Source organism: Amycolatopsis sp. NPDC049252 (assembly GCF_043197175.1).
Lineage (GTDB): Bacteria > Actinomycetota > Actinomycetes > Mycobacteriales > Pseudonocardiaceae > Amycolatopsis.
Window position 1 is genome coordinate 82,036 of sequence record NZ_JBICSQ010000005.1, and the last position, 14,122, is coordinate 96,157.

Below are 14,122 nucleotides of genomic sequence, written 5' to 3' on the forward strand. Positions count from 1 at the left end.
GGCTCTTGACGGGGTTTCTTCGTGTCAGCCCTGGCGAAGCGTGGTGACCATCGCTTCGACGGCGATGCGCGGCTTCACGTTCAGGTCGATCGCCTCGCGGCATTCGAGCACCGCTTCGAGGCGGCGCAACGTCGACTCCGGGGTCCACGACGAGGCCGCCTCGGCGATCTGGTCGGCCTGGTCGGGGTGGTTGAGCGTCGCGCCGGAGCGGGTCGTCGTCACCAGGACGTCGCGGTAGAAGCCCAGGAGGTCGATCAGCGCGAGGTCGAGCGTGTCGCGCTGGGTGCGGGTGGCGCGGGACTTCTGCTTCTTCTCCAGCTGCTTCACCGCGGCTTCGGCGGCACGCTTCGCGCCGGCGACGCCCTTGCCGACGCCGTCGCCGCCCATCGCGGTGCGCAGCTCGTTGCGCTCGTCCTCGTCGCGGCCCTTGCTCGCCTCACCGGCGTCGGCCTCGGCCGCGCTGATCAGCTGGTCGGCGCACGTGAAGACGTCACTGGGCCGGCGCAGGCCGAGCGGGATCCGCAGCACGGTGGCCCGCCGCTGGCGCGCGGCTTCGTCGGTGGCGAGCCGGCGCGCGCGGCCGACGTGGCCGCCGCACACCGACGCGGCCCAGTGCGCCCGCTCCGGGTCGACGTGGTCACGGCGCACGAGCACGTCGGCGATCGCCTCGGCCGGCGGCGTCCGCAAATTCACCAGGCGGCAGCGCGAGCGGATCGTCACGGAGACGTCGTCGGGGTGGTCCGAAGGCGCGCACAGCAGGAACACCGTGCGGTCCGGCGGTTCCTCGACGGCCTTCAGCAGAGCGTTCGACGCGCCCTCGGTGAGCCTGTCCGCGTCCTCGATGATCACGACCTGCCAGCTGCCGGTGGTCGGGCGGCGCGCCGCGGCCTGGACCAGCGCGCGCATCTCGGCGACCGAGATCGACAGGCCTTCCGGCACCACGAGCCGGACGTCGGCGTGGGTGCCCGCCATCGTCGTGTGGCAGCCGGGGCAGGCGTCACAACCGGTGCCGGTGCTGCACTGCAGGCCCGCGGCGAACGTCCGCGCGGCCACCGAGCGGCCGGACCCGGCCGGCCCGGTGATCAGCCAGGCGTGGGTCATCGCGCCGGGCGGCGCCGGCTCCCCGGCGACGATCTTCGCCGCGGCGGACGCGGCCGCCGTCAGGGTTTCGACCGCGGCCTCTTGGCCGACCACGTGGTTCCAGACGCCGATGCGTTCGGTCGTCGTCACTTCGCCTCCACGCGAGACTCTTCCGATGTCTCGAGGGTTTCGACGGTCAAGGGGTCGTCGACTTCGAGCGGCAGCGTGACCGGCTTCTCGGTCGTCGGGGCCAGTGCCGACAGCCGGCCGACGAACACGGCGCGCAGCGCGGTGCGGATCCGCTCGGCGACCTCGGTGTCGGTGCCGTCGGCGTCGATCACGACGTACCGCTCGGGATCCGCCGCGGCCATTTCGATGAGCAGGTGCTGCACCCGCCACTGGTCGTTCATGGTGGCCGCCTTGTCGCGCGGCGCCCCGGGCGGCGCGGCGTCGAGCAGGACGGTCAGATCCGGGCGCAGCCGCCCGGTCGCCCAGTCGGCGAGGCCTTCGAGCTCGCTGCTGTCGAGGCCCGCGACGGCGGACAGGTGCGCCAGTGGCGAGTCGACGAAGCGTTCCATCACGACCACCGAACCGGCGTCGAGCGCCGGCTGGACGTGCCGCTCGACGATGTCGGCCCGCACCGCGGCGGCGGCCAGCGCCTGGGCGCGCGCGCCGGTCAGCGACGCGCCGGAAACCAGAGCCGTCAGCCGTTTGTCGTCGAGCGCCGGGTCGGCCGCGACGACGACCGGCCGGGTCCCGCCGCGCATCCAGTCGGCCAGGTTGACGGCCTGGATCGCGGTGTTGATCGCGGTGGTGCCCTCGACGGCGATGAGGAACCCGTTGACCCGCCGCGGCGTGAGGCGCAGCGCGTTGCGCAGGTCGGAGAGGATCGGCTCGGTGCGCTTGTCGTCCATCTGCCGGTAGGCGAAGAGCCCGGCGACCAGCGCGATCACGGCGCCGGCGAACATGATCGGCCGCGTGCCGTCAACCGAGACCCTGCCACCCCAGACGTCGAAGGTGCGCGTCCCCACGACACCGACCAGCAACGGGACGGTGACCGTGGTGCCGAACAGCACCAGCTTCATCATCAGCTGGTAGATCGCGTTGATCCGGCCGCGGATGGCGTCCTCGACGCGGGAGCCGATGATCGTGACACCGGTGAGGAACGCCGTCCCGGCCCAGAACCCGACCAGGACCACGGTGATCAGCGAGACCGACAGGTGCGGTGACAACGCGACCAGCGCGAGCGAGAGCCCGGCCGCGATGATGGAGACGCCGAACAGCCGGTCGTGCGGGAGCCGCCGGGACAGCTTCGGCGCGAAGGCCATGCCGGAGGCGAGGCCGACGAACACGGCCAGGACGAGCAGGCTGAACGCCGAGTCACCGGCCAGCAGGCTCGAGGAGTACGGCTTGGCCGAGCCGATCACGGCGCCGCCGGCGGCGAACGCGCCGAACGCGCCGACCAGCAGCCCGCGCACGAGCGGCGTGCTGCGGATGAAGCGGAAGCCGTCGGCGATCATCGTCCCGATGCCGAGCTTCTCCTCGTCGGCCGCCTTGACCTTCTGCTCCGGCAGCGCGTGGACGTTGCGCAGCGACAGTTCGGGGATGCGGGTGGCGATGAGGATCGCGCTGGCCAGGTAGAGCAGGCCGGTGATGACGACGACGAGCTTCGCGATGCTGAGGCTGGTGTCTTCGCCGGGAACGTGGAGGAAATTCGTGTTGATGCCGGTGAGGATCGCGTTCGCGCCGGCCGCGGTGACGACGGCGAGGCCGTAGGTCATCACCATGCCGAGCTGGTTGGCCGTCTCGACCTGGTCCGGCCGGCGGAGCAGGTTCGGGACCGCCGCTTCCTTGGACGGGATCCACATGCTCGCCGCGCTGCCGACCAGGAAGTTGCCGACCAGCAGCCACCACGGCGCGCTGACGAAGGCGATGGACAGCAGGAAGCCGCACCGCAGCAGGTCCGCCACGATCATGACCTTGCGGCGGTCGAACCGGTCCGCGAGCAGGCCGCCGACCGGGGCGAACAGCAGCCCCGGTGCCAGTCCGGTCAGCACGACGCCGACGAAGGCGAAGTTCTGCGCGAAGTAGTTGTTGGTCAGCTTCGTGGCCAGGCCGGTGAGAGCCAGGATGTTCAGCCAGTCGGCCACGCTGCACAGGTACGTGACGCCCCAGAGGCGCCGGAACGGTTTGATCGCCAGTACCCGCCGCACCCGGCTGATCGTGGACGCCTCGGCGCCCGACGACCCACCGGGAGCGGTCCCGGGTACCGATCGCACGCCCTCGCTGATACGCCCACCCCACTAGTCACCGCGGTGCCGGGCACCCTCGTGAGTTAGCCCGACCGTGTAGCCAGGGTAGCCCGATCGGCCTCTGGCACGCGGACGACCCCGAGGTCCCAATGGGGTGGGGAACAGCGGGAGAACGTCAGTCGAACAACCCCGTCACGCTGCTGACCAGGCTCGACACCATCTCGATGGCGACGAACCCGAACACGATCAGCAGCACCACCGCGAGGATGACGCCCGACGCGCTCGACGACGGACGGCCGATCGCCGGCATCGACATCGCCGGCATCTTCGGCAGCTTGCGCCGCTTGATGGGCACGACCTCGAGATCTTCGTCGAAGTCGTCCGCCGCCGGCGGCGCCTGCTGCGGCCGGACGGGCCGCAGCATCTGCGGTGCCCGCTTCGGCCAGGTCCGTTGCCGGTTGCGTTGCCGTGGCAGCACCCCGAGCGGCGGCGCCACGTCCTCGCCGAGCGTGCCCGTGGTGCCGGCGGGTGGGATCGCCCCCGGGGCCTGGGCCCCGGGCACGCCGTCTTCGCGGAGGGTCTCCTCCACCATCCGGCGTACGACCTCCTCGTCGTGCTGCACGGGCCCGGCGACCGGGATGGCGGCGGGCTCGTGGCCGTTCGGCATCGCGGTGCGGGGCTCGGGGTCCGTGGTGACCAGTCCGGAGACCGGGTCCGCGAACATCTCGCCTGGTGCTTCGGACAGTGTGCCGTCGCGCTGAGTGAGCTCGGGGGCACCGAAGAAGGGAGCCTCACCGTTCGCGCTCATGGTGACCACCTCACTACTGAATGTCCTCGCCTTTCCAGGGTAGCGACCATGGCGGATAACGCATCCGCCCAATGGCTCTGTCTCCAAAGGAGGGTTCGTCACGCAGCGCAAGCCCACGCCCGAACCCCCAGCAGTGTCCAGTCCGCCGAGGCTTCGGTCGACCGCCAATGGTGACAGATCGTAGTGAAGCCCATCACAGTCACGGCCGGCGACCAGCACGGAAGCGGTCACACCCAGGGTGTCAAGATGGCCGGTTTCGCGCGTGGCGATCGAGCCCGGATGGAGCAACCGCCCCTCGGTCATCGGGTCAGGAAATCTCCTCCTGCCCCAGATCGATCATCTTCCGGCACCAGTCGCGGAGCATCTCGCGGCTGAACGGGCTCAGCACCAGCTGGCGCCGGCCGTCACCACGGTCCAGTGCCGCCAGCGCGAAGCGGCCCAGGTCCGTGTCGACCAGGACGAACCCGTGGTCGGGGAACTCGGCGCACAGCCCGCCGAACGCGAGCATGTCCAGGACGGCCGTGCCCGAACGCGGGCGGGCCAGCACCTCGCGCATCGCGCCGACGTCGTCGTCCTGGCCGTCGTGGACCAGGCCGTCGGCGTCGACCGAGACCCAGATCGCGCGGCGCGGGCTGCCGAACGGCACTTCCGGCAGCTCCGCCACCAGCATCTCCGGCAGCTCGTCGAAGTCGGCGAGGTGGATCGCGGTGCGCCCCGGCAGCGAGCCCATCATGAACGCCCGCTCGCCGTCGGCGTAGCACCGGATGTCCGCGGTCTCCGGCCCTTCGTCGAACACGCCGCACAGCGCCGCGCGCACCGAGCCGCGCAGCATCAGCGACACCACCTCGAAGCCGACTTCGTTGAGCTCGCCGTCTTCGCCGAACGGTGTGCCGTCGATCCAGGCGGCCCACGCCACGTGCCGCTCGACCTCCTCGGCCAGGTCCGCCGGGTCGTCGGAGACCGGGCCGTGCACGAGGATGTCGTGGTCGCTGACGTCCGGGTTGTACAACCGGTCGACCGGCTCGCGGTCCGGCATCGCCGCCAGGACCGGCCAGGCCGCCAGCTCCAGCAGCTCGCGCGCCGCGGTGCGCTCAGCCATGGCGCCGCACCTCGCTCCGCCCGCGCCGGTCCGCCGCTCCCGTGTCGCGCGGCTCGACCGGCGCCGCGGCCGCGCCGCGCCACATCGGCACGCCGCTGTTCTCCTCGACCGCGGCGAGGATCGCGTCGCGCACCGTGAGATCTCTCCGCGCCGCCGGCTCAGGCATGGCTCTGCACCGCCTCGACGATCCACTGCTCGGCCGTGCTCCGCGACGCTGGTCCCCACGTGACGGTCCAGCGCCCGCTCCGCCCGATGGCCGCGCTGAACTGGTAGCGCCCGAGGTCGTTGTCCACCAGGCCGAACGCGCCGTGCGGGTACTCGGCCAGTATCGAGTTCCGCACCGCGAGGTCGACCAGCACCGTGCCCAGCCGCGGCCGCGCCGCGCACTCCCGGATCAGCTCGACGGCCTCCTCGCACCGGCGCGGGATCAGGCCGCCCTCGTCGGTCTCGATGCGCACCTGCCGGCCCGGGCCGGGTGGCCGGTCGGGCAGCCCGTCGAACACCCAGCCGGGCAGCTCGCTGAGGAACCCCGACCGCAGCCGCGCGCGGTTGCCCAGCTTGTGCAGCACCGTGGTGTAGTCCTCGTCGCCGAAGAACCGGACCTCCCACGGCTCGCGCCGGGCCGGGAAGACGCCGGTGACGACACCGCGGATGAAGCCGCCCCGCAACGCCCGGTACAGCCCGACGGCCTCCGCCGTGACCTCGCCACCCGGCGCCAGGCCGATCGCGGCCATCCCGGCGACGAACCGGGTGTACTGCTCGACCTCGTCGGCCAGGCTCCGCGGCCGCTCGTCCGGCCGCGAGAAGCGGGGTTCGGTGTCCGCCAGCACCGGCGGGATCTCGAACTCGGGGTCGTAGAACTCCATCACGGAGGGCCGCTCCGGGACCTCGGCCGAGAGCGGGGCGATGACCTCGTCGATGACGTCGAAGACGGCGACTGAGTTGTTCACCCCTCGATTGAACACCCTGGCACCGACAATTTCTCGCACATATGTTCGACTCCACGAGACGAGTCGCCGAACGGTCGGCAGGCGGTCCGAAACGCCGCGAAGGCCCCCTTACCGGACATAAGCGCCGGCGAGGGGGCCTTCGGGAGAGCGCTACTTGGCCTTGGTGGCCGTGGTGCGCTTGGGAGCGGTCTTCGTGGCCGCGGCCTTGGCGGTCTTGCTCGTCCCCGCCTTGACCGTCTTCGCCGTCGTCGACGCCGGCTTGCGCGCCGGCGCCTTCCGCTTCGGCGCCGGCCCCTTCGCCCGCTTCTCCGCCAGCAGCTCGGACGCCCGTTCGGCGGTGAGCTCGTCGATGTCGTCACCCTTGCGCAGCGTCGCGTTGTATTCGCCGTCGGTGACGTACGGGCCGAACCGGCCGTCCTTGACGACCATCGGCTTCTTCGACACCGGGTCCTCGCCGAGTTCCTTGAGCGGCGGCTTCGCGGTGGCGGACCGGCCGCGCTGCTTTGGCTCGGCGTAGATCTTCAGCGCCTCTTCGACGGTGATCGAGAACAGCTGGTCCTCGGTCGTGAGCGAGCGCGAGTCCGTGCCCTTCTTCAGGTACGGCCCGTAGCGCCCGTTCTGCGCCGTGATCTCGTCGCCGGACTCCGGGTCCTTGCCGACCACGCGCGGCAGCGAAAGCAGCTTCAGCGCGTCCTCGAGGTTCACCGTCTCGATGTCCATCGACTTGAACAGCGAGCCCGTGCGCGGCTTCGGCTGCTTCGCCTTCGCGGCCTTCTTCTGCGCGGCCGTAGCGGTCTCGGGCAGCGGCTCGGGCTCCGGCAGGACCTCGGTGACGTACGGCCCGAAGCGGCCTTCCTTCGCGACGATCTCGTGCCCGCTCACCGGGTCGGTACCCAGCGTGCGGCCCTCCTGCGGGGTCGCGAACAGCTTCTCCGCGATCTCCAGGGAGAGCTCGTCCGGCGGCAGGTCCTCGGGCAGGTTCGCGCGCTGCGAGTTCCCGTCGACCTCGCGCTCCAGGTACGGCCCGTAACGGCCGACCCGGACGACGACGGTGTGCCCCTCGGAGTCGCTGAACAGCGGGATCGAGTTGATCTCACGCGCGTCGATGTCCTCGACGCTGCCCTCGACCAGCTTCTTCAGCCCGCCCAGGCGGCCGATCGAGCCGTCGACGCCCATGTCGCCGCCGAAGTAGAACTTCGACAGCCACTGGCCGCGCTGCTCGTCGCCGTTGGCGATGCGGTCGAGCTCGTCCTCCATGCCGGCGGTGAAGTCGTAGTCGACGAGCCGCTCGAAGTGCCGTTCCATCAGGCCGATCACGGCGAACGCGACCCACGACGGAACGAGCGCGGAGCCCTTCTTCCAGACGTAACCGCGGTCCTGGATGGTCTTGATGATCGACGCGTACGTCGACGGGCGGCCGATGCCCAGCTCTTCCAGCTTGCTGACCAGGCTCGGCTCGGAGTACCGGGCCGGCGGCGAGGTCGTGTGCCCGTCCGGGCTCAGCTCGGTCGCGGTGAGGTCCTGGTCCTTCTCGAGCACCGGCAGGCGGCTCTGCTTGTCGTCGGCCTCACCGCCGGTCTCGGTGTCGACCGCCTCGACGTACGCCTTCAGGAAGCCTGCGAAGGTGATCGTGCGGCCCGAAGCGGCGAAGGTGCACTCCTCGCCCGAAGTCGCGTTGCCGACGATGCGCACCGACATCGTGGTGCCCTTGGCGTCGGCCATCTGCGAGGCGATCGTGCGCTGCCAGATCATCTCGTAGAGGCGGTACTCGTCGGTGTCCAGCTCGCTCGCGACCTGGCCCGGCGTGCGGAAGACCTCGCCGGAGGGACGGATCGCCTCGTGCGCCTCCTGCGCGTTCTTGACCTTGCGGGTGTACTGGCGCGGCGACGGCGAGACGTACTCCTTGCCGTACAGCTGCGTGGCCTGGCTGCGTGCCGCCGAGATCGCCGACTCCGAGAGCGTCGTCGAGTCGGTACGCATATAAGTGATGTAACCGTTCTCGTACAGCTTCTGCGCGATCCGCATGGTGCGCTCCGACGTGAACCGCATCTTGCGGCCCGCCTCCTGCTGCAGCGTCGAGGTCATGAACGGCGCGTACGGCTTCCGCGTGTACGGCTTCTCCTCGACGCTCGAGACCTCGAAGTCACGCTGCTTCAGGGCGTCGGCCAGGCGACGCGCGTCGGCCTCGGCCAGCACGCGGACCTCGTTGTTCGACGCCTTGAGCTGCCCGTCCGAACCGAAGTCGCGGCCGGTGGCCAGGCGCGCGCCGTCCACGGCGACCAGCCGGGCCGGGAAGTTCCGCGGCGAGGCCTCTTCGCCCGCGTCCATCGTCGCCGAGATGTCCCAGTACGACGCCGACGTGAAGCGCATCCGCTCGCGCTCCCGCTCGACCACGATCCGGGTCGCCACCGACTGCACGCGGCCCGCCGAAAGCTTCGGCATGACCTTCTTCCACAGCACCGGCGAGACCTCGTAGCCGTAGAGGCGGTCGAGGATGCGGCGGGTCTCCTGGGCGTCGACGAGGTCGGCGTCCAGCTCGCGGGTGGAGTCGGCGGCCGCGAGGATCGCCTGCTCGGTCACCTCGTGGAAGACCATCCGGCGGACCGGGACCTTCGGCTTCAGCGTCTCGAGCAGGTGCCACGCGATGGCTTCGCCCTCGCGGTCGGGGTCCGTCGCGAGGTAGAGCTCGTCGACGTCCTTCAGCAGCCCCTTGAGCTCGGTGACCTTGGACTTCTTGTCCGGGGTGACCACGTAGAGGGCCTTGAAGTCGTTGTCGACGTCGACCCCGAGCCGGGCCCACGACTCACCCTTGTACTGGGCGGGGACGTCAGCGGCTCCACGCGGCAGGTCGCGGATGTGGCCGACGGAGGACTCGACGACGTAACCGCCGCCGAGGTAGGGGGCGATCTTGCGGGCCTTGGTCGGCGACTCGACGATAACGAGCCGCCGGTGCCCGGCGCCGTTGTCCGCCCCGGCTCCGTTCTTCTTGGTCCGTGCTCCTGCCACGCTGTCCTGCTCTCCGCTCATCTCGTCCCGCCGCCGCGGGACTGCACCACGTCCGAACCCCTGACGGGGGGTCCAAGCCCGCGTCTCGACCTGTCAGTGTGCACGCTCTCCCAGCCCGGACGGCGTGGAGGTGGCCCAACACGCCGCTGAGCCTGTGTCCACCGCATCGCCGTTGACCTCGGCGATGTTTCCTCTCTACACCGGGCACGTGATTTCGGCCACGTGCCGCGCAGCCTAGCGCGTGACCGGCCGGATACCCTCCGTTCGACGGTGGTGGGCGCGGGGACGTGACCGCTTCACTGGATTCCCCGTCCAGCCGAAAGGATCCGCCATGACCCGACGCCTGCTCGGCGCCCTGCTCACCGCCGTGACCGCCACCGTATTACTGGGAGTCACTCCGGCGAACGCGGCCGCGGCGAACTTCGCCGGCACCGTGGCGCTGTCCAACTGCTCGGGCTCGGTGGTCAAACCGGTCGCGACGCCGGACACCGCGCCCGCCCTCGTCATGTCCAACGGCCACTGCCTCGAAAGCGGCTTCCCCGGCCCCGGCCAGGTGATCACCAACCAGGCGTCGAGCCGGACGTTCACGCTGCTCACCGCCAGCGGGAGCAACAAGGCGACCCTGCGGGCGAAGAAGATCATCTACGGCACGATGACCGACACCGACGTGTCGCTCTACCAGCTCAACACCACCTACGCGCAGATCAAGTCGAGCTACGGGATCTCGCCGCTGGAGCTGTCGAACGCGCACCCGACCGCGGGCTCCGCGATCGACGTCGTCTCGGGCTACTGGAAGCGCGTCTACTCCTGCAACATCGACGGGTTCGTCTACCGCCTCAAGGAGGGCAGCTGGACCTGGAAGGACTCGATCCGCTACACCTCCGCCTGCCAGACCATCGGCGGCACTTCGGGCTCGCCGATCATCTCCGGCGGCAAGGTCGTCGGCGTCAACAACACCGGCAACGAGGACGGCCAGCGCTGCACGGAGAACAACCCGTGCGAGGTCGACCAGGCCGGCAACGTGACGGTGCACCACCTGACCAACTACGGCCAGGAGACCTACGGCATCCCGGCCTGCCTCACCGCGGCCAGCGAAATCGCGCTCACCCAGACCGGCTGCACCCTGCCCCGGCCCTGACGCGGCAGCCGCACCCGGTCAGGCCGTGCTCGTCACGGCCTCCGGGTGCGGAGCCGCCTCCGGCGCCGCACCGGGCCACGCCGCTTCGGCGCCTCGCGGCGGCTCTCCGATCAGTTCCAGCAACGCCTCCAACCTGCGTTTCCCGGTGACCTTCACCGCCGGGACCTCGGCCTTCGGGCCGGTCAGCTTCGCCAGCACACCCAGCGGCGTCAGCGCCTCGACCAGCCGCTCGTGCATGCCGGGCGCCAGCGGGTCGACGCCCAGGAGGTACCCCTGCGTCCCGGGCCGGCCGCCGGCCAGCGCCCACATCCGCAGCACCGCGCCGCTCAGCCGGAAACCGTCCGGCACCGCCTTGCCCGAGTCGTCCTCCACCGGGCCGGCGCAACCCTCGCGCAGCCATCTCAGCGCCAGCGGGAGCAGGTCCACCCGGAACGACGTCCGCACCTGCGGGTTGCCGCACTCGGCCTTCGAGACCTGGGCGTCCGCGCCGCGCTGACGCAGCTCACGCGCCAGGACGTGCGCCCGCCACGGTTCCTCGACGACCACCGAAAGCCGCGCGGCGGTGCGCCCGAAACCGGTGATCTGGCCGTGGCAGCACAACAGCCCGGCCAGGTCGCCCAGGCCGGGCCCGCTGGCCTCCGCGGAGAAGAGCGAGATCGTCCGATCCACCGCGCCATACTAGAACACAAGTTCGATTCGTGGCGAGGGTCACCGTGATCTTTCAGCCGGGCGGCTGGTCGAGCTGACCGCAGCTGGGCGCCCGTCGCTGAGCCGACTCCAGGGCGGGGACGTTCTTGAGGCCCCTGAGGTAGTCCAGGGCGTCGATGCGGTCCAGCGTGGCGCCGGCCTCGCCGAGCGCCGCTTTGGTCGCCTCCGCGTCACCCTGGACGGCGGCGATGCGCTGCCGCGCGTTCTCGGCCTGCGTGCGGATCTCGGTGAACTGCCCGATGACGTCCTCGCGGCCGGCGTCCGCGGCGGGCACCGGCGGCGCGCCGAGCGCGTTCAGCCCGGCGAGGCTCCGGTCGAGCCCACCCACCACCGAAGAAAGGAGATCGCCCGTCGTCCGGGACGCCTGCTGCGGCGTGCTCGGATCGACCGTCGGGAGCGAGGCCAGCGCGCGGACCAGGTAACCCATCGCACCGCAGTAGCCGTCCGCCCATCTCGCCACGGGATCGGCCTGCGGCACCACGGTCGTCACCGACAGACCCTGGTCCCGCGCCGGCGACTGCGTTGGGGCTTGCTGCCCGCAGCCGGCGAGGCCGATGGTGATCGTCGTGGTCAGAGCGGCTAAGACGGTTGACCGCGGCCGCACCCGCACACCTCCAGCTCGACGACGTCCCCCGAGAGCCCGACGGTACCGACTCGGTGCCGCTTCGCAAGTCGCCAGGCCAGTGTGGGAAGTGCTGACACGCCCCGGGCCCGGCACGCGACGCTGCGTGCCGGGCCCGGGAAGCGGGTACTGCGTGTGTCAGGCCGTGATCTCGGTCGGGGTGTCCGTGAGGACGGTGCCCCGGCGCTTCGACACCACGATCGCCGCGACGATCACGGCGAGCGCGACCAGCGAGATGATGATGCGCACGGCGGTGTTCTGGTCCGGGCCGATCGAGAACTGCACGACGGCGGGCGCGATCAGCACGGAGACCAGGTTCATCACCTTGATCAGCGGGTTGATCGCCGGGCCGGCGGTGTCCTTGAACGGGTCACCCACGGTGTCACCGATGATGGTGGCCTCGTGCGCGGACGAGCCCTTGCCACCGTGGTTGCCGTCCTCGACCAGCTTCTTCGCGTTGTCCCACGCGCCACCGGAGTTGGCGAGGAAGATCGCCATCAGGGTGCCGCAGGCGATCGCGCCGGCCAGGTAGCCGGCGAGCGCGCCGGTGCCCAGGCCGAAACCGACCGCGATCGGGGCGAAGACCGCCAGCAGACCCGGCGTCGTCAGCTCACGCAGCGAGTCGCGCGTGACGATGTCGACGACCTTGCCGTACTCGGGACGGGTGGTGCCCTCCATGATCCCGGGGATGTCGCGGAACTGGCGACGGACCTCGTAGACCACCGCGCCGGCGGCGCGGGAGACCGCGTTGACGGCGAGACCGGAGAACATGAACACCACGGCCGCGCCGACGATGACGCCGACGAGGGTGTTCGGGCTGACGATCGTGTTGACGAACGAGTTCGCCGCACCGAGGCCGCTGGCCACGCCCGCGCCCATGCCCGACAGCGTCTTCTCGATCGCGTCGGAGTAGGAGCCGAACAGCGCCGTCGCCGCGAGCACCGCCGTGGCGATCGCGATGCCCTTGGTGATGGCCTTGGTGGTGTTGCCGACCGCGTCCAGCTCCGTGAGGATCTGCGCGGCCTTCTCGTCGACGTCGCCCGACATCTCGGCGATGCCCTGCGCGTTGTCCGAGACCGGGCCGAAGGTGTCCATCGCGACGATGACGCCGACGGTGGTCAGCAGGCCGGTACCGGCGAGCGCCACGGCGAACAGCGCGACGCCGCCGCCCAGCAGGTACGCGCCGAACACGGCCGCGCCGATCACCAGCGCGGTGTACACCGCGGACTCGAAACCGACCGAGATACCGGAGAGGATGACGGTCGCGCCGCCGGTCTCCGACGTCTGCGCGACGTCCTTGACCGGCTTGTACTCGGTGCCGGTGTAGTAACCGGTCAGCTTCAGGATGACCGCGGCGAGCACGATGCCGATGATCACCGCGATGGTCGCGATGACCGCCGGGTTGCCCGCGTTTTCGAAGCCCGCGCCGAAGTCCGAGAAGCTGCTCGGCAGGTAGACGAACGCCGCGATCGCCGACAGCACCGCGGAAATGACCGCGGAGATGTAGAAGGAGCGGTTGATCGTGACGAGGCCACCCTCGCCGACGCGCGCCTTCGTGATGTAGACGCCGATCACCGCGGTGATCACGCCGATGGCCGGCACGATCAGCGGGAAGATCAGGCCGTGCACGCCGAAGGCGGTGCTGCCCAGGATCAGGGCGGCGACGAGCATGACGGCGTAGGACTCGAAGAGGTCCGCGGCCATGCCGGCGCAGTCACCCACGTTGTCACCGACGTTGTCCGCGATGGTCGCGGCGTTGCGCGGGTCGTCCTCCGGGATGCCCTGCTCGACCTTGCCGACGAGGTCGGCGCCGACGTCGGCGGCCTTGGTGAAGATACCGCCGCCGACACGCATGAACATGGCGATCAGCGCGGCGCCGAAACCGAAACCTTCGAGCACCTTCGGGGCCTGGCCGGTGTACACCAGCACGACGACCGCGGCGCCGAACAGGCCGAGGCCGACGGTGATCATGCCGACCACACCACCGGTGCGGAAGGCCACGCGCATGGCGGTTTCGCGGCCGCCTTCCTCACGCGACGCGGCGGCCACGCGCAGGTTCGCCTGCGTCGCCAGCCACATGCCGAGGTAACCGATCGCGAACGAGAATGCCGCGCCGACCAGGAAGAAGATCGAGCGGCCGATCTTCTCGTTCCAGTCGTCGGCGGGGAGTGCGAAAAGCAGGAGGAACACGATCACGCCGAAAATGGCGAGGGTGTTCCGCTGCCGCTTCAGATATGCGGCCGCACCTTCCTGCACCGCCTTGGCGATGTCCTGCATCTTGGCGGTGCCCTGGCCCGCGGCCAGCACCTCCTTGAGCAAGACGTAGCCGATGACGAGTGCGGCAAGCGCGACCACGGCGACTACACCGACAATCGTGTAGCCACCTCCGGAGAGCGTGATGTTGCCGCCCTCCGCGAGGAACTGCCGTGCCATTCGTCCTCCAGGAGACGTCGACATGC

The 14,122-nt window shown here is 70.5% G+C and carries 11 protein-coding genes; 1 reads left to right on the forward strand and 10 read right to left on the reverse strand.

All coding sequences use genetic code 11. The features are described from left to right. Positions 1 to 24 precede the first annotated feature (24 nt). From ACGFMK_RS10255 to topA, 7 genes are all read right to left on the reverse strand, one after another. A complete protein-coding gene (locus ACGFMK_RS10255) occupies positions 25 to 1,230 on the reverse strand; it encodes a DNA polymerase III subunit delta' (RefSeq protein WP_392760253.1) in 1,206 nt (401 codons plus the stop codon). After that, positions 1,227 to 3,359, reverse strand: coding sequence for a bifunctional MFS transporter/dTMP kinase (locus ACGFMK_RS10260; RefSeq protein WP_392760255.1), 2,133 nt, complete (start codon positions 3,357 to 3,359; stop codon positions 1,227 to 1,229). Before ACGFMK_RS10260 ends, ACGFMK_RS10255 begins: the two co-directional genes overlap by 4 nt. Positions 3,360 to 3,507: 148 nt before the next feature. Next, complete coding sequence (locus ACGFMK_RS10265; RefSeq protein ID WP_392760257.1) at positions 3,508 to 4,140, reverse strand: hypothetical protein; 633 nt, start codon at positions 4,138 to 4,140, stop codon at positions 3,508 to 3,510. A 307-nt stretch (positions 4,141 to 4,447) separates the two neighbouring features. Then, positions 4,448 to 5,239, reverse strand: a complete 792-nt coding sequence (locus ACGFMK_RS10270; protein WP_392760259.1) for a hypothetical protein — start codon at positions 5,237 to 5,239, stop codon at positions 4,448 to 4,450. Beyond that, entirely contained in the window at positions 5,232 to 5,405 is a 174-nt protein-coding gene (locus ACGFMK_RS10275) for a hypothetical protein (protein WP_392760261.1), read from the reverse strand. Before ACGFMK_RS10275 ends, ACGFMK_RS10270 begins: the two co-directional genes overlap by 8 nt. Continuing rightward, complete coding sequence (locus tag ACGFMK_RS10280) at positions 5,398 to 6,189, reverse strand: ESX secretion-associated protein EspG (RefSeq protein WP_392760262.1); 792 nt, start codon at positions 6,187 to 6,189, stop codon at positions 5,398 to 5,400. The genes ACGFMK_RS10275 and ACGFMK_RS10280 overlap by 8 nt, the downstream gene beginning before the upstream one ends. A 150-nt stretch (positions 6,190 to 6,339) precedes the next feature. Beyond that, complete coding sequence (gene topA / locus ACGFMK_RS10285; RefSeq protein ID WP_392760265.1) at positions 6,340 to 9,216, reverse strand: type I DNA topoisomerase; 2,877 nt, start codon at positions 9,214 to 9,216, stop codon at positions 6,340 to 6,342. 310 nt (positions 9,217 to 9,526) lie between these two features. On the opposite strand from topA, the gene ACGFMK_RS10290 reads away from it, so the two are divergent. Then, the gene (locus ACGFMK_RS10290) at positions 9,527 to 10,333 is read left to right on the forward strand and encodes a serine protease (protein ID WP_392760267.1); all 807 of its coding nucleotides are present in this window, start codon (positions 9,527 to 9,529) and stop codon (positions 10,331 to 10,333) included. An 18-nt stretch (positions 10,334 to 10,351) separates the two neighbouring features. On the opposite strand, the gene ACGFMK_RS10295 is transcribed toward ACGFMK_RS10290, so the two are convergent. The 3 genes from ACGFMK_RS10295 to ACGFMK_RS10305 form a co-directional block, all read right to left on the reverse strand. Then, complete coding sequence (locus tag ACGFMK_RS10295; RefSeq protein ID WP_392760269.1) at positions 10,352 to 11,002, reverse strand: hypothetical protein; 651 nt, start codon at positions 11,000 to 11,002, stop codon at positions 10,352 to 10,354. 52 nt (positions 11,003 to 11,054) lie between these two features. Then, positions 11,055 to 11,531: a hypothetical protein gene (locus ACGFMK_RS10300; protein WP_392760271.1), complete on the reverse strand. Its 477-nt coding sequence runs from the start codon at positions 11,529 to 11,531 to the stop codon at positions 11,055 to 11,057. A 270-nt stretch (positions 11,532 to 11,801) separates the two neighbouring features. Further along, the gene (locus ACGFMK_RS10305; protein ID WP_392760272.1) at positions 11,802 to 14,096 is read right to left on the reverse strand and encodes a sodium-translocating pyrophosphatase; all 2,295 of its coding nucleotides are present in this window, start codon (positions 14,094 to 14,096) and stop codon (positions 11,802 to 11,804) included. Positions 14,097 to 14,122 lie beyond the last annotated feature (26 nt).